A 15,720-nucleotide genomic window follows, 5' to 3' on the forward strand; every position below is an offset into this window, starting at 1 on the left:
GTCAGTGATTGATGTCGTAGTAATAAGCCTTGACCGGCACCTTCGACTCCCTGGCGCGCTTCTGCGCCTCGAGATCCTGCGGTTTGTCCCACCACAGGGCACGGCCTTCGCGCTGCTCGACGACCTGCTCGGGATGCTTCTCCATCCACTCACGCATGAACTTGGTGTGCTCGGATTCGTAAATTGCCATGATGTTCATCTCCGTCGGATTCGGGCGCGATTCTAGCAGGTCGTGCGCGGCGGGGGTCAGCCGCCGCGCTCTGCGGACACTCGGAACGGCGGGACGCGGATCAGACGCGGCCGTCGGCCTTGAGACGGCCGATCCGGACGACTTCCGGCACGCGGCGAACCGCACGCATGACCTTGGCCAGATGCATGCGGTCGCGTACCTGCAAGGTCAGGTTAAGCGCCGTATAGTCGCCCTGCTCGTTGTCCATGTTGACGGTCTGGATGTTGCAGTCCTCTTCGGCAATCGCGCTCGCCACCCGGGCCAGCACACCGCGCGCATTCTTGCTCAGCACACGGATGGTGACGTCGAACAGGCGCTCGTCACTCGGCTCCCACTCCACATCCACCCAGCGCCCGCGATCGCCACGGAGCTTGGCCACCACCGGACAGTCGTGCAGGTGGACTTCCAGCCCCTGCCCCTTGCGGATGGTGCCGATGATGGGATCACCCGGAATCGGCTGACAGCAGCGCGCCAGTTGCACCGCGATGCCTTCGCTGCCGCGGATCTGGATCGCGCCCGCGGGCTTGGGCTTGACCACGTCGGGGCGCCCCGACTCCTGATCCTGTGCCTGCGACAGGCGCCGGGCGACAATGACCGGCAGGCGCTTGCCGAGACCGATATCGGCAAAGATGTCTTTCTTGGTGCGCACACCGCGATCCCGCAGGAAGCGATCCCAGGCAAAGGTCGAGATCTGCCCCAGCGTAAGTCCGTGTGGGCGCAGGGCCTGGTTGAGCAGGCGTTCGCCCAGCGCCACCGATTCTTCCTGCTGCGCGTTCTTGAGGAAATGGCGGATCTGCGCCCGCGCCTTGCCGGTGCGGACATAGGACAGCCACGCAGGATTGGGGCCCGCATGTGCAGCGGTGATGATCTCGACCTGATCGCCGTTACGCAGTTCGCTGCGCAAGGGCATCAGGTCGGCATTGATGCGGCAGGCGACGCAGCGGTTGCCGACGTCGGTATGCACTGCATAGGCAAAATCGACCGGCGTCGAGCCGCGCGGCAGGTTGAAAATCTTGCCCATCGGCGAGAACACATAGACTTCGCCAGGGAAGAGGTCGATCTTGACGTGCTCGAGGAACTCGGTGGCGCCGCCCGATGTGGACTGCAACTCGAGCAAGGACTGCAGCCACGAGTGCGTCTTCTGCTGCAACTCGGTGAGCGTCTTCTCGTCTTCCTTGTACAGCCAGTGCGAGGCCACGCCGGACTCGGCGATGTGGTGCATCTCGCGGGTGCGGATCTGCACCTCGACCGGCGTGCCGAAGGGGCCGATCAGCGTCGTGTGCAGACTCTGGTAGCCATTGGCACGCGGAATGGCAAGGTAATCCTTGAACTTGCCCGGCACCGGCTTGTACATCGAATGCAGCGCCCCCAGCGCGAGGTAGCACGAGGGCACGTCCTGCACGATGACGCGGAAACCGTAGATGTCGAGCACCTGCGAAAACGACAGGCGCTTTTCCATCATCTTGCGATAGATGCTGTACAGATGTTTCTCGCGCCCCTGCACCTCGGCGACGATATTCCACTGCGGCAGCCGCTCCTCGATATTGGCGAGCACCTTGCCCACCACTTCGCGCCGATTGCCGCGTGCCGCGCGGATGGCCTTGGCCAGCACGCGGAACCGCATCGGATACTTGTGCTCGAACGCCAGCTCCTGCAGTTCGCGGTAGATGTTGTTCAGCCCCAGGCGGTTGGCAATCGGGGCATAGATCTCGAGCGTCTCGCTTGCGATGCGGCGGCGCTTGGCCGGACGCACGCAATCCAGGGTGCGCATGTTGTGCAGGCGGTCGGCGAGCTTGATCAGGATCACCCGCAGATCGCTCGCCATGGCGAGCAGCATCTTGCGAAAGTTCTCCGCCTGCGCCTCTTCATGCGAACGAAATTCGATCTTGTCGAGCTTGGACAGGCCATCGACCAGCTCGGCCGAGGTCTTGCCGAAACGTTCGGCGATCTCCGCCTTGGAGATGTGCGTGTCCTCCATCACGTCGTGGAGGAGCGCGGCAATCAGGGCCTGGGGGTCGAGGTGCCAGTCTGCGACGATGGAGGTGACCGCCACCGGATGCGACACATAGGGCTCGCCGCTGATGCGGAACTGGCCCTCGTGCGCTTGCGCCGAAAAATGATAGGCAGCCTCGATGCGCCCCACGTCTTCGGGCTTGAGGTAGGTCGCGAGCTTGGTCCGCAGCAATTCGAAGTCCAGCGGCACCGCACTGGAAGCGGGCGGACGAAACGGTTGCGGCGGCGCGGGCGCGAGGTCGGTTTCCATGGTCTCGCCTCGCCCCGCGCGCGAATCAGGCCTGACCGCGGTTGAGCATTTCCAGACCGACCTTGCCCTCGGCAATTTCACGCAGCGCGATCACTGTCGGCTTGTCGCGTTCATGCTGGTCCATGTCGATCTGCGGCGTGCCGCCCAGGGTCAGCTGGCGGGCACGATAGGTCGCCGCCAGCGTGAGCTGGAAGCGGTTGGGGATCTTCTTCAGACATTCTTCAATGGTGATGCGGGCCATGTTCAATCCTGTTCAAGGAAATCAAAATACTGTGGATGTCGCTGGTGCTGATTGGCGTTGCGCAGGCGCGAAGCGCGTACGACGGCAACCAGATCTTCGAGCGCGACATGCAACTCGTTGTTAATTATAACGTAGTCGAACTCGGCCACGTGCCGCATCTCGCCGCGCGCGCCCAGCAGACGACGATTGATGACATCGTCACTGTCGGTGCCTCGCCCGCGCAGGCGGCTTTCGAGCTCTTCGAGCGACGGCGGCAGGATGAATACCCCCACCGCGTCAGGAAAAACCTTGCGCACCTGCTGGGCGCCCTGCCAGTCGATCTCCAGCAGTGTATCCCGTCCCAGCGCGATCTGCTCCTTCAGCCAGACCTTCGAAGTGGCGTAATAGTTTCCGTGCACCTCGGCCCATTCCAGAAACTCGCCGCGGTCGCGCAGCCCGCGAAAGGTGGGCACATCCACAAAGTGGTATTCGCGCCCGTTCACCTCGCCCGGCCGCGGCTCGCGGGTGGCGTAGGAGACGGACAGCTGCACCTGCGAATCACGCTCGAGCAGGCCCCGCACCAGCGTGGTCTTGCCGGCACCGGAAGGTGCAGTGACGATGAAGAGATTTCCGGGCATACGCGACTCTCGATTGATGGCTCGACTCTGCGCCGTGGCGCCGAGCCCCGATTGTAGCGCGCCGTGCCGACATGCCGAAGGACCTCAGGGAATCAGGCCGCGACCGCGCACAAGCCCAGCCGCCGGCGAAGCGCATCGACACCCCACAACGGACGCTCGAGCTCTGCGGCCATGCGCTTGATACGCATCACCATCTCGCGATTGGTCGCTGGCACGGCACGCGCGGCGTCGAACCAGACATTGTCTTCGAGGCCGACTCTGACGCCATCGGCAAACAGCAGTCCGTAGAGGTTCGCACTCAGCTGCTGACGCCCGAGCCCGGCCATCGCCACATGCGCGCCCTCGGGCAGCGCACTCATCAGGCACCCGGCAGAGACCGCATCGCACTGCGCGCCCGCAATATTTCCAAGCAGCACGTTGATATAGACCGGCGCGTCGATCAGTCCTTCCCTAATCAGCACCTTGCCGAAGTTCGCCATGCCGAGATCGAATACCTCCAGTTCCGGTCGTATGCCGCGCTCACGCATACGTGCGGCCAGGCGCCGGATGGTATCGGGCGCATTCACGCTTTCAGACTGGGCAAAATTAAGCGAACTCAGCGTCAGGCTGGCCATGTCCGGCTTCATGTCGCCCTCGAGACCGAGCACCCCTGCGCGCGCCTCGAAACCAGCCTCGAAGCGGCCGCTCGTCGTCACGCACAGAATGGCAGAACGGCCACCTGGCAAGGCACGGATAGACTCGATCAAACGGCCGTAGCGCTCGGGGTCCGAAGACTGCCTGCCCGCCGCATCGCGCGCATGGAGATGAAACATCTGCACGCCCATTTCAAGGCAGGCGCCGACCTCATCGATGATTTCCGCATGCGTCAAGGGCACATACGGGCTGTTCAGACGCGTCGGGATGGCACCCGTGCATGCAAGATTGATCGAGAACGGATGTCCTTCCGATGCGCTCATTCGTCTCCTCCGGTCACGGCCATGGCCGATCTGTTCGTCTTGCGGGCAGGATTACCGACATAGACGCCATCCGGATCGGTATCGGCGACAACCACCGCCCCCGCACCGACGAACGAACGTTCGCCAAGCTTGATCCCGTCGCGCAGCACCGCCCCCACCCCGACGAATGCGCGCTCGCCGACCGTCACATTTCCGCCGAAGGCGCATCCCGTCGCAATGAAAGCGTGACTTCCCACCCGACTGTGATGGCCGATATTCGCGCCGGAACGCAGCAGCACGTTATCCCCCACTGTCGCATACGGCTGCACCACGGCCTGCTCGAACACCAGGCAGTTTTCGCCGGGCTCGAAACCGTCCCACACGCAGGCCCGGCTCGAGATGTAACTCGCCAGCGTGTAACCACGCGCCTTGGCATCGAGGAAGCGCTCTTGGCGCAAGCCGTTGATGCGTGCGGCACCGAACGGAATGATCAACTCGAACTCCACCGGCGAGAAGGCACTTTCCAGCGCGTCGAAAGCCACGACCGGCAAGCCCTCATGTTCGGACTTGTGCAGATAGGCACGGTCGACCGCAAATGCGGCAACCGTGCGGCGGGCGTCGTGCCGCAAACAGTAAGCCGCCAGACTGGCAAACGTGCCGTCTCCAAAGACGATGATCGGACGCATTGAAGACATTCTCGGCTCCTCAATTTCTTCCAAACGGGAAACGGTCGACCTCGGGCAAGCCAGACTGGCCCCCTGCCTCCAGCCATTGCACCCACGCCGCGAACAGTTTCATGTCATCCAGCTGGTCGATCGCACCGAAGTCCCGTACCCAGTCGGAACTGTCCAGAACGGGGATCGGCGCTGTACCCGCCCACGAATCCACGAGCGTGCCCTGTGGCACGACCAACATCAATGCGGCCAGGCTGGCATGCATGCTTCGCGCTGGCCCAGGCAGATTGTAGATCCGGCATGAGGGCCCGGCTTCCAGCGCGGCCACGCAGGCACGCGCGGCCGTCCACACGCCCAGCGCGTCATGCGCGCGGTCAGGGCAGAAACGACTCACGGCACCGCCAGCCCTGGCCGTGTGCAATGCCGTCCTGAGAAAGGCCTCGCCGTCCCGGCTCACGCCGGCACCGATCAGCACGGAAAGACGCAGAAGGGTAAATGTCGAGCCCGACATCGCGATCGACTGTTCCGCGTCCAGCTTGGCGCGGCCGTATGCATCGACAGGGCGGCACGCGGCCCCGTCCGGTATGCGGTCGCCGACGTGCGCGCCGTAAACAGACCGGCTGGACGCATAGACGATCGGCACGGACCCGGTCAAAGCGCCGAGCATGCCGAGCGTGCCATCGACATGGCTGGCGTGCTGCCCCGCATCACCCCGATGGCGCAGGGCACCCGCGCAGTGAATCACGGCATCTGCGACAACGCTGGCCGCAGGCAGGTCCTGCAGGCGCCCCTCGGTCGTCACGATGCGCCATCCGCGGTCGGCCGCACAACGGACCACGCACTCGCCGAGGTAGCCCCGGTGCCCGGTCACCCAAACGCTTGCCATCTGCCCGTCGCCTGCAATGTCGACACCTGCTGCGCGCGCAGCACGACAGACTGCGGACAGCGCAACGCCACATCGCCGAGCTCGCCGCGTCGCGCATCGTCCAGCACCACGCCAGGCAGGAATGCAGACAGTACGCGTGCCACCTCGCCCACGCCGAGTACGTCGCGCAAACCGGTTCCGCCGCTGAACCGCCCGCCGATCTCGAACGGCACATACTGTCCATCGACCAACCGGCGGCACTGCACCATGACCGGCCCACGCCATCCATCGGCGGCCAGGGCCTGCGCATAGGCCAGTCCGACGGCAACCAGCGCAGGATCGCGTTCGAGGCGGGTGTGCTGGGCGATACCGCACACCATGACGTTGATGGCGGCGGCCATGACCTCGGCACTGCCATCGGGTCGAACCAGGGCCTGCACGCTGTAGTGTGCCCGGTCGGGCGGCGCCGACCACAGCGGCACGCCGGCACGGTCGTCTTCGAGCCACGGGGAAAGGTCTTCTGGCGGCGCCAGCAAGGGCTGGATGACCATGCCCGGCATGGTGAGCACCGCATCGAGCTGCGAAGCCCGCGTCAACACCCGAACGCCACGCGACCCATCGCCCTTGCGCGGCTTTGCGATCATCGGCATGCCCCAGCGCGCGTGCAGGGCGTGCGCCGCCTCAGGCGTCACAGCCGATTCGGCGAAGGGCAATCCATGCCGCGCCGCCCACTGGCAGGTCAGCCACTTGTCACGCATCATTTCTGCCATCGCGGCACCGCCGACCAGCGCCGGCACGCCGCTGGTGGCCGCCCAACGTGCGACGGCGACCACATCATCGTCCCTGCACGGAATGACCAGGTCGGGCCGCATCTCGTCGACGACTGCCGACAAGGCGCTTTGATACCCCGCCTCATCGGCAACTGGCGGCACGAGGAAGCAGACGTCGCAGTCGAAGTTGTTGGCCGCGTCCGCCACGGAATTGATTCCGATCACGCAGAAGCGGTCCCGACCGAGCCTCTGCAGCGACTCCAGCACATTGGTTCCAACCAGGCTGCCCACACCACTCAACAGCAATCGAATCAATTCGCTTCTCCCAGATGGGCCTGCATGCATGCCCCGTCATGCGCTGCCGACGGATTCACCCGCACGCCGGCCTCGACACACAGTTGTCGTAGCGTTCATCAGACGCGCACGGACGAATCACGCGGGCGGACGCCCACGCAGGCTTCGAGCGCCACCGCCACCCTGCGGCATTGCACCGGCGTCATCTCCGCATACCACGGCAAGCCCACCACCGAATGCGCAAGCGCCTCCGTTGCTACGAGGATGGGGCCGCCATCCGCGCCGACCAGATCATGGTGCGCGAAGGCCGGGTGCCGATGCAGCGGCGGGCAATACCAGCGACGGGTTTCGATACCCTGTCGTGCAAGCGCGGCAACGACGTGTTCGCTGTCGCCCGCCACCCTGACCACGACGTTCGCCGGCAGCCCCGGCAAGGCAGCGCCTTGCTGAAGCCGGATGCCGTCGATGGACGCAAGCATCGCAGCGTACTTCTGCCACAGCGCATGACGCCGAGCCTGCAACTGAGGCCAGCGTTCGCACTGTGCCAGCCCGACGGCCGCCGCGTACTCGGACAGCTTGGCGTTCGTACCGACCGCCTCGACCATGCCGTGGCTGAAGCCAAAATTGGAAAGTACCCGCACCCGCCCGGCCAATTGCGCGTCATGACACACGAGCGCGCCACCTTCTCCGATCCCGAACGGTTTGGTCGCATGAAAGCTGAAGGCCAGCGCGCAGTGCCTGCCCGGCCGCTGGTTGCCAAATGCGCCCGCCGCGTCGATCAGAATTCTCACGCCAGCCTCCTCCGCCAGCGCGTCCCAGGCATCGACGTCCTGGGTCACGCCGAAGGTCGCCACCGGCAAGATTGCCGCCGCCTGTACGTGTGCCAGCGCCGCCCGCGCCAGGTCTGGCGTCAGGCACCAGGTGTGTGGATCGACATCGCAGAATACCGGTCGCAGTCCGTTTCGCACCACGGCCCCCGCCGTTGCGGGAAAGGTGAACGCGGGCAGCAGGACGGCACTGCCAGGCGGCAGCCGCATGGCAGCAAGTCCGAGTTCCAGCGGAGCGGTCCCGCTTGCCAGACTGACGACGACCGGAGTATCCGGCGCACTTGAGCCGAACAATTCGCCGATTCGGGCCTCGAATTCGCGCACGAGTGGCCCGAAGTTCGAATACCAGTGCGCCGCGTCGATCTTGCGCAGCCATGGCAGCAGGCGATTGGCGTCGGGCAGGGTCGGTCGCAGCAACGGAATGGGGCCTGCGTCCTGCTCAATCACGCGACCTCCCTTCCGCGGCCACGTCGGCAGGCACTTCGAAACTTTCGGGCCCCTGCCCCTCGCACCAGCGTTGCCACATCACGCGAAACGCGCACTCCAGTCCACGCACGACCACCCCCTGCCGGCGTAGCGGCGCCGAAGCATATTGCTCACGCAGACCCGCACGCAGAACAGCCAGCGTCCCGACATCGCCCGTCAGAGCAAGCGCGCGATCCACGAAAGTGTCGACGTCATCCACCACCCAGTCGCCCAGCCCCACACGCTCCAGCACGGCCGAGCTTTGACAGTGCGCCCGCGACGGTCCGCGCATGGCCAGCACCGGCACGCCCATCCACAGTGCGTAGTTCGTCGTCGTCCCGCCACTGTAGGGCCAGGTATCGAGCACGACATCGACGTCGGCATGCAGCGCCAGGTAGTCCTTGAACGGCAGCCGTGGATGAAACACCAGACGATCGGCGGAAATGCCATGCGTCGCGAAGCGCGCCGTCAGGTGCGCGGCAAGTTCGGGGGCGCCGACGTTGCCGAGCAACATGCGTGAACCGGTGCGGGCATGAAGCACGCGCGCCCAGGTCGCGATCACCGCATCGCCCAGCTTGTTCGGGCGATTGAAGCTCGCGAAGGTGAGGTAACCGTTGCGTGCCGCAGGCAGTCCGGCAACGGCTGGCGCATCGGCCACGGGCTGAAACGCACCCGCGCTCGGCAGACGCGCAAAGCGTTCGGTGAAGAAACGTTCGAAAAGACCGAAGGGCGCAGCGAAGCGGTCGCAGATCAGGTAATCCATCGCCGCCAGACCCGTCGTCCCCGGGTAACCGATCCACGTTGCCTGTATCGGTGCCGGCTTGAGCGCAAAGCACGTCAGGCGATTGCCCGCAGTGTGCCCCGACAGGTCGACCAGAATGTCGATACCGTGGCTCACGATCAGGCACCGCAAGCGTTCATCATCCATTCCGAACACGTTGTGCCACGCGTCGACATGAGCGCGCAGGCGCGCCGACACCGCGTCTTCGTCGGGTGCGGCCATGTAGGCGCTGAGCGTGGCGCGCGCGCGATCGAAGTCGGCAAGAATGGGCTCGATGAAGCGCGCCACCGGATGGTCCTTGAAATCCGCCGACACGAACCCGATCCTGAGCCTGCGCGCGGGATCAGGTGAGTTCTCATGCCGGACATCATCCAGTGGCACGTCGAATTGCCGCCCGAATGCTGCATGTGCATCGAACACCTGTTCGGGGGACAGTTGTTCATCATGCGCCATGGCGTAGAGCATGTTGCTCCACGCTTGCGCCGAGGTGGGCTCAATGGCAATCACTTGCCGCGCCTGCTCGGCGGCGCGGGTGTTGTCGCCGATGGCGCAGTACATGCCGCTGAGATTGATGCACGCCTTCGTGCGGGTCGCGGGATGGCTGACCGCGCGATGCGTAACCGCGATGGCGTCCTGCAGTTTTCCGCATCGCTGCAGTGCGCAACCCAGTCCAAGGAGCGCCTCGGCGAATTCGGGCCGCAGCCTCAGGGCGGTCTCGAATGCAGCGACGGCTGCCACACCGGATCCGATGGTGTTGAGCGCATTGCCACGCACCAGATGCGCTTCGACCAGATCTGGCTGCAGTTCGATCGCACGCGTTGCCCTGCGCACTGCCTCCTTTGCGTCACCGCATTCGAGCGCGTTGACCGCCGCATTCGACCAGATACCCGCCACGTGCGGCGCAAGCGTGATGCTGGTCGCGAAGGCCTCGGCCGAAGCCGCCCACTCGCCGCTACGCTGCAGGGCCACCCCCAGTGCATCCCACACTGAAGCATCGTTCGGCCCCAGCCGCACCGCATGGCGAAGTTGCGAGACGCCAAGCCCCGCATCCCCGCTCAGCATGCAGGAAAGCCCCAGCAGGTGCCAGGCGCGAGCGTCCGCCTTCGCACTCCCGATCATGTGTTGGGCCAGACGCTTGCAAGCCGCGAGATCGTTCGCATGCAGCGAGGCCATCCACGCCGACACCTCCGTTGCGGATACAGTCGTCATTCAGCGCCCTTTGCCCGGACGGTGCCCCGAGAATGAGAATGAAAACGGACGCTCAAATCGTCCCCAATAACGGCAGGATGATAAGGCAACAGCGCATTTGCGGCGACGTAGCTTGACTTGAGACGCGAGGAAGGACTGCTTCGTTCACTCACCACCAGCGCCAACCATGAACCCTGAAGAAGCGAAGGCCGGACCGGACAAAGAGGGCAATGTGCCGCCACCCTTTCGACGCCGCATGCCCACCCTGATGCTCGATCCGTACGTCTGAGACGCGCGCGAGACGGCCACTGCTCCGCGCCCGCAGACTCAAGTCGAAATCCTCGAAATACAGGAAGTAGGCAGGATCAAAACCACCAATCCTGTCAAGACATCGGCGTCGCCAGAACATGAAACAGCCACTGATGATCGGCGGATCCCACAAGACCGCCGTATCGTCCATGTCCCGCATTTCGTAGCGTGCAAGATGCGCCCGGAAAAACTTGCGGATGAAAGCAGGGGCAAATCCACGCAATAGCAGCGACAACACGCTCGGGTAGCGCTTGCACAGATGCTGGATCCGACCATCCGGCCATGTCGCACGCGGCGCAACGAGCGCACATTCCGGATGCGCCTCCATGAATTTCAAGGCCTCGTCGAGCGCATCATCGGCCAACGAAACATCGGGATTCAGAATCAGGTGAAACGGACTGCCGACCTCGCGCAGCGCAAGATTGTGCCCCACGCCGTAACCAACGTTGCCGTGACCATGGAGGAGCTTCAGGTGCAGGGTTTGACCGAACAATGCAACGAGGTCAGCAATCGCTGGCGTCGGCACATCGGAATTGTCGATCAGCACAACGGGCAATGGTGACAGTCCGGCGCACTCTGCGGCACGCGACAAGGTCGCCAGGGTCACGTGCAGCGCCGGAATATCCGGATCAAATAACACGACCGACACCGAGACGCCGCCGCGATGCGCGACCTCCCCGCCACACACCGTTGCCACATCGGCCTTAACCTCTTGTTGCCTCAAAACATTTCTCCACGCCCCGCCCACGTGCTAAATTCTCGCCCTTCGTCTGCCAATTCGGGGCCAGGCCAATGCCTCCCCCAGACGCCTGCACGAGCACTCATGACGTCCAGCCCTAACGCATTGCATGTATACGTTCGCGACATCGACATGTCGCAGACCACTTCACTGTCGATCCTTGTAGCACAGATCGCCGCAGGTTCGGATGTGCTTGATCTGGGCACCGGCAGCGGCGCGCTGGGGCGTCATCTGACCGAACATGCGAATTGCGTCGTCGACGGCGTCACCTACAATGCAGCCGAAGCCGAGCTTGCCCGACCTGCATACCGACAGCTGGAAATCGCCGATCTCGACACCTGCGATCTGGCCGGACTGTTCGGTACCGCGCAATACGACTATATCGTGTGCGCCGACGTCCTCGAGCACCTCAAGCAGCCCGAACGCATTCTGGCCGTATGCATGCAGCGCCTGCGTCCGAATGGCAAACTGTTGATCTCGGTACCCAATATTGCATATGGCGGCCTGCTTGCCGAACTGCTGATGGGTGAATTCCGCTACCGTGAGGAAGGTCTGCTGGACCGTACCCACCTGCGCTTCTTTACCCGCCACTCGCTCACCCGTTTTCTCGAAGATAAAGGGTGGGCACTCGACACCGTGCAGACCGTCGACATCGACCTGCACGCATCGGAGTTCGGTGCGGCGTTTGACAGCCTCCCCCCTGCGGTCGCCCGCTATCTTCTGGCACTGCCCGATTGCCTGAGCTATCAGTTCATCGTCAGCGCCTCGGCAGCCCCGCTGGCAACTGCCGATACGACCCGTATCAAACCGCAAGCCGCGGCAAGCCACCACGCGAAGTTCTCCGCGCAATTGTATCTGGCGGATGAAACGGGCTATGCCGAGCGCCGCAAGATCGTCGCGTCCGGCGACATTGGCAACCCGCGGCAGACGCTTCGGTTTCCACTGCCTTCAGAGTCGTGTTCAAACCTGACCGCTTTGCGCCTCGATCCGGCAGACCGTCCGGGCTTCGTCCACCTGTACGCCATCCGGCTCATCGACACCGCAGGCAAGGTGCAATGGCAATGGGACGGAGAGCTACCAAGCCTCGCCGACTCCACGCACAGCCAGATCGTATTTCAAACGCCGTGGTTTTCACCCGATGCGCCCTTGCTGTTGCTCACGGGCGACGATCCGCAGCTCGAGCTTCCCGTTTCGGCATCGGCGTTGGCAGCGTGTGCGCAAGGGGCTTGCCTCGAGATCGAGCTGGGCTGGCCGATGTCTGCGGATTACCTGGCCATGGCAGGCATCGCCGGCGCCTTCGAAGCGCGGCTTGCAAAGCAGTCTTCGGAATCGGCCAGCCTCACGGCAGCCCTGTCGGATGCCCGCACTCAGCACCAGCACAGCGCAGCTCTGGCCCGGGAAAGGTCGGAGAAGATCGAACACCTGTCCACTGAGCTCGAACGTCAAAAAGCTGCGGCGGCTGCCCTTGCCGCGCAGAAGCAGGCGCTGGAGCGCGAACGCGACGAACGGATTCGCTACCTTCAGGCGATCGAGAATTCCACGATCTTCAGGATGACCCGCCCGCTCGTCCGCGCCAAGATGTTCGTGGACGGATTGATTCGGCCGGGCGTCGAGGCGACACCGCCACACGCGGCACAACGCCGCCCGATGGCGCCAAGCGTGCATCCGGTAGATGTCATCGTCCCGGTGTACAAGGGCCTGAACGACACCCGCTGCTGCATCGAATCGGTATTGGCGAGCAATTGCGCCCATCCGTTCCGACTGATCGTCATCAACGACGCCAGCCCCGACGCCGAGGTCCGCGACTATCTCAAGCACATCGACGGCAGCGACGAACGGCTGATCGTGCTCGAAAACGACGCCAATCTGGGCTTTGTCGCCACCGTCAATCGCGGCATGTCGTTTTCCACCGATAATGATGTCATCCTGCTCAACAGTGACGCCGAAGTCGCCAATGACTGGCTCGACCGGCTTCGGGTCGCAGCCTACGCCGACGAGCGCGTCGCGAGTGTCACGCCATTCTCGAACAACGCGACCATTTGCAGTTACCCCAACTTCTGCCAGGACAACGATCTGCCGGCCGGGTACGACACCGCTGCGCTCGACAGGCTGTTCGCGCAGACGAATGCGGGAAAGCTGGTGGAGATTCCGACCGCGATCGGCTTCTGCATGTATATCCGGCGTGATTGCCTGAATACGGTCGGACTGTTCGACGTCGAGAATTTCGGCAAGGGCTACGGCGAAGAAAACGACTTCTGCATGCGCGCCATCGAAGCCGGATGGCACAACCTGTTTGCGCTCGACACCTTTGTCCGCCACGCCGGCGGCGTCAGCTTCGGCAGCACCAAAACACCACGCGAGCGCGAAGCCGGGGCAGTCATGCGCAGACTCCATCCGGAATACGAAACGATCGTACATGCGCACATCGCCGCCGACCCCGCACGCAGCGCCCGGCTGGCGATAGACATCGCCCGTATCCATGCGTCCGCTCACCCGGTCATCCTGTCGGTCACGCATGACCGCGCGGGCGGCACCCTGCGACACATCAGGGAGCTTGCGCACCACTTTGCCACGCGCGCCGTCTTCTTCAGCCTCAGCCCTGCACCCGGCGGTGAAACCCTGCTCCAGCGCCTTGGCGACGGCGAAGCCTTCCAGCTCTCGTTCCGCTTGCCCGAAGAGTTCGACGCGCTGGTCGATACGCTGCGCCATATCGGCGTCGGGCATGTCCACTTTCATCACCTCCTGGGCCATTCACCGGACATCACCACGCTCCCGGAGCGGCTTTCCGTCGCATACGACTTCACAGCACACGATTTCTACGCACTCTGCCCCCAGGTGTCGCTGATCGACCATACCAACCGCTATTGCGGCGAGAAGGGAATCGAACAGTGCGCCGGGTGTCTGCAGAAATCGCCCGCCCCCGACGGCGTAGACATCGAGACCTGGCGTGAGCGCTATCGGACGCTGCTCAGTGGCGCGCGCAACGTCATCGCCCCGAGCCACGACACGGCGCATCGGCTCAGGACGCTTGCCCCCATCGCCAACATCCGGGTGGTTCCACACGGCGACATCGAGCACACAAGCGCAGTCAGTCCAGCGCCGCATAAGATCGACGCGACTGCGCCGCTGCGCATTGCGGTAATCGGTGCGCTGAGTCCGATCAAGGGGGCCGACGTCCTGGAAGAGGTTGCGACCGAAGCCGCCAGACAAGGTGCCGCGCTGGAGTTCCACCTGATCGGATACGCTTACCGCAGCCTGCGCACCCAGCCCCGCAGCCGCCTCACCGTGCACGGCCAGTACGAAGAAGAAGACCTCCCGCGCCTGCTCGACTGGCTCAAACCGGATCTCGTCTGGTTTCCGGCCCAATGCCCAGAAACCTACAGCTACACCCTGAGTGCCTGCCTGCACCACGCGCTGCCGGTCGTGGCCACAACGCTCGGCGCCTTCCCCGAACGCCTGTCTGGCCGCGCATGGAGCTGGATCCGCCCGTGGAATCTGAGCGCCGCGGAATGGCTCGCTTTCTTCGACAACATTCGCGAGCATCATTTCGTCACTGGCGAGGCGCCGGCAGTCGACACCGGAACCTGCCCCGAACAGGTCGAATGGTCGTATGACGGCGCCTACCTGGATGGCATCACCCAGGTTCGCGAGCGCCCGCCACTACCCGAAGGCGCGCTGGAGCACTATCGCGCCGGTCGCCACACTGGCATGGCCGCCGTACGCAGCGGGCTCAAGCAAACGGCCCTGCAGTTGATCATCCGCTTGCGCAGCACCGCACTCCTGCGCGGGCTGGCTCGCCGCATTCCGCTGCGCTGGCAATCTCGGCTGAAGAGTTGGCTGTTGCGTTAAGCTGAAAGCTGCTTGACGCAATCCAGGCAATCGAGCTCAGTCGGCTCGACCGTGGCAATGCTTGAAGCGCTTGCCACTGCCGCAATAGCAAGGCTGATTTCTGCTCAACGCGTCACTTGGCGAATTGTTCGGCAGCACAGCCGCTGCTTTGCGGGCAACCAGATTCAAGCTGATCGGGACACCCTTGAACAGCATGGAACTCGTATCATCAAACAGGCCAAAGTCCTGAACTTTCCGAACGCCCTCGAATCCGGCGGACTTCAGAAACCCGGCGAGAAATTCTCCATTCAGGCCGACCACGTGATAATCATACTTGTCGACGTGGCCGCCGAACATCATGCGCATGACGAAGAAGCGCTCATCGACGGTCAGTTTGCTCTTATCGAGAATGAGCGCCGCAAGAACATCAAGATCAGGAACGCTGATATAGATCGTGCCACCGGGAACGAGCACACGATTCCATTCACACAAAGTGCGCAGCAGTTCATCCTTGTAATCAAGATGTTCGACAACGTGAGACGCGTAGATTGCATCAAAGGTATTGTCCGGGAAAAGCGATAAATCATTCGCGTTGCAGATGTGATCGACATAAGGTGCCGGATTGGCATTCAAGATTTCCCAGCCCGTTGACTTTGTAGTTCCACCAATGTGCAGCTTTCTGCTCATTTAAGTCT

13 protein-coding genes are annotated in these 15,720 nt (G+C 63.5%); 1 reads left to right on the forward strand and 12 read right to left on the reverse strand.

The features are described from left to right. Window position 1: 1 nt before the first annotated feature. From J5J83_RS13950 to J5J83_RS14000, 11 genes are all read right to left on the reverse strand, one after another. Window positions 2–190, reverse strand: coding sequence for a DUF3460 family protein (locus tag J5J83_RS13950; RefSeq protein ID WP_212350099.1), 189 nt, complete (start codon window positions 188–190; stop codon window positions 2–4). Between the two features lie 100 nt (window positions 191–290). Beyond that, window positions 291–2,492, reverse strand: a complete 2,202-nt coding sequence (locus tag J5J83_RS13955) for a bifunctional (p)ppGpp synthetase/guanosine-3',5'-bis(diphosphate) 3'-pyrophosphohydrolase (RefSeq protein WP_212350101.1) — start codon at window positions 2,490–2,492, stop codon at window positions 291–293. A 25-nt stretch (window positions 2,493–2,517) separates the two neighbouring features. Then, window positions 2,518–2,733, reverse strand: a complete 216-nt coding sequence (rpoZ, locus tag J5J83_RS13960; RefSeq protein ID WP_212350103.1) for a DNA-directed RNA polymerase subunit omega — start codon at window positions 2,731–2,733, stop codon at window positions 2,518–2,520. A gap of 2 nt (window positions 2,734–2,735) precedes the next feature. After that, a complete protein-coding gene (gene gmk / locus J5J83_RS13965) occupies window positions 2,736–3,350 on the reverse strand; it encodes a guanylate kinase (RefSeq protein ID WP_212350105.1) in 615 nt (204 codons plus the stop codon). Window positions 3,351–3,442: 92 nt separating this feature from the next. Continuing rightward, window positions 3,443–4,306 (reverse strand): 3-keto-5-aminohexanoate cleavage protein, encoded by an 864-nt coding sequence (locus J5J83_RS13970; RefSeq protein WP_212350107.1) that lies wholly within the window; start codon window positions 4,304–4,306, stop codon window positions 3,443–3,445. Then, window positions 4,303–4,980, reverse strand: a complete 678-nt coding sequence (locus J5J83_RS13975) for an acetyltransferase (RefSeq protein WP_212350109.1) — start codon at window positions 4,978–4,980, stop codon at window positions 4,303–4,305. Before J5J83_RS13975 ends, J5J83_RS13970 begins: the two co-directional genes overlap by 4 nt. A gap of 10 nt (window positions 4,981–4,990) precedes the next feature. Next, window positions 4,991–5,845 carry an SDR family oxidoreductase gene (locus J5J83_RS13980; RefSeq protein ID WP_212350111.1) on the reverse strand — a complete coding sequence of 285 codons (855 nt, stop codon included), beginning with the start codon at window positions 5,843–5,845 and terminating at the stop codon, window positions 4,991–4,993. After that, window positions 5,827–6,909, reverse strand: a complete 1,083-nt coding sequence (locus J5J83_RS13985; RefSeq protein WP_212350113.1) for a hypothetical protein — start codon at window positions 6,907–6,909, stop codon at window positions 5,827–5,829. Before J5J83_RS13985 ends, J5J83_RS13980 begins: the two co-directional genes overlap by 19 nt. 98 nt (window positions 6,910–7,007) lie before the next feature. Further along, entirely contained in the window at window positions 7,008–8,162 is a 1,155-nt protein-coding gene (locus tag J5J83_RS13990; RefSeq protein ID WP_212350115.1) for an aminotransferase class I/II-fold pyridoxal phosphate-dependent enzyme, read from the reverse strand. Then, on the reverse strand, window positions 8,155–10,170 hold the full coding sequence (locus J5J83_RS13995; protein ID WP_212350117.1) for a hypothetical protein: 2,016 nt from the start codon (window positions 10,168–10,170) through the stop codon (window positions 8,155–8,157). The genes J5J83_RS13990 and J5J83_RS13995 overlap by 8 nt, the downstream gene beginning before the upstream one ends. 148 nt (window positions 10,171–10,318) lie before the next feature. Then, complete coding sequence (locus J5J83_RS14000) at window positions 10,319–11,182, reverse strand: glycosyltransferase (RefSeq protein ID WP_212350119.1); 864 nt, start codon at window positions 11,180–11,182, stop codon at window positions 10,319–10,321. 99 nt (window positions 11,183–11,281) lie between these two features. On the opposite strand from J5J83_RS14000, the gene J5J83_RS14005 reads away from it, so the two are divergent. After that, window positions 11,282–15,046 carry a methyltransferase domain-containing protein gene (locus J5J83_RS14005; protein ID WP_212350121.1) on the forward strand — a complete coding sequence of 1,255 codons (3,765 nt, stop codon included), beginning with the start codon at window positions 11,282–11,284 and terminating at the stop codon, window positions 15,044–15,046. A 36-nt stretch (window positions 15,047–15,082) separates the two neighbouring features. Here the strand turns inward: J5J83_RS14005 and J5J83_RS14010 are convergent, their stop codons facing one another. Further along, on the reverse strand, window positions 15,083–15,712 hold the full coding sequence (locus J5J83_RS14010; protein ID WP_212350123.1) for a methyltransferase domain-containing protein: 630 nt from the start codon (window positions 15,710–15,712) through the stop codon (window positions 15,083–15,085). Window positions 15,713–15,720 lie beyond the last annotated feature (8 nt).

Origin of the sequence: Azoarcus sp. L1K30 (genome assembly GCF_018122735.1) — a bacterium.
GTDB lineage: Bacteria > Pseudomonadota > Gammaproteobacteria > Burkholderiales > Rhodocyclaceae > Parazoarcus.

Coding starts and splice junctions, on each gene's coding strand:
- J5J83_RS13950 (WP_212350099.1), bottom strand. CDS start 190: ATGGCAATTTACGAATCCGAGCACACCAAGTTCATGCGTGAGTGGATG.
- J5J83_RS13955 (WP_212350101.1), bottom strand. CDS start 2,492: ATGGAAACCGACCTCGCGCCCGCGCCGCCGCAACCGTTTCGTCCGCCC.
- rpoZ (WP_212350103.1), bottom strand. CDS start 2,733: ATGGCCCGCATCACCATTGAAGAATGTCTGAAGAAGATCCCCAACCGC.
- gmk (WP_212350105.1), bottom strand. CDS start 3,350: ATGCCCGGAAATCTCTTCATCGTCACTGCACCTTCCGGTGCCGGCAAG.
- J5J83_RS13970 (WP_212350107.1), bottom strand. CDS start 4,306: ATGAGCGCATCGGAAGGACATCCGTTCTCGATCAATCTTGCATGCACG.
- J5J83_RS13975 (WP_212350109.1), bottom strand. CDS start 4,980: ATGTCTTCAATGCGTCCGATCATCGTCTTTGGAGACGGCACGTTTGCC.
- J5J83_RS13980 (WP_212350111.1), bottom strand. CDS start 5,845: ATGGCAAGCGTTTGGGTGACCGGGCACCGGGGCTACCTCGGCGAGTGC.
- J5J83_RS13995 (WP_212350117.1), bottom strand. CDS start 10,170: ATGACGACTGTATCCGCAACGGAGGTGTCGGCGTGGATGGCCTCGCTG.
- J5J83_RS14005 (WP_212350121.1), top strand. CDS start 11,282: ATGACGTCCAGCCCTAACGCATTGCATGTATACGTTCGCGACATCGAC.
- J5J83_RS14010 (WP_212350123.1), bottom strand. CDS start 15,712: ATGAGCAGAAAGCTGCACATTGGTGGAACTACAAAGTCAACGGGCTGG.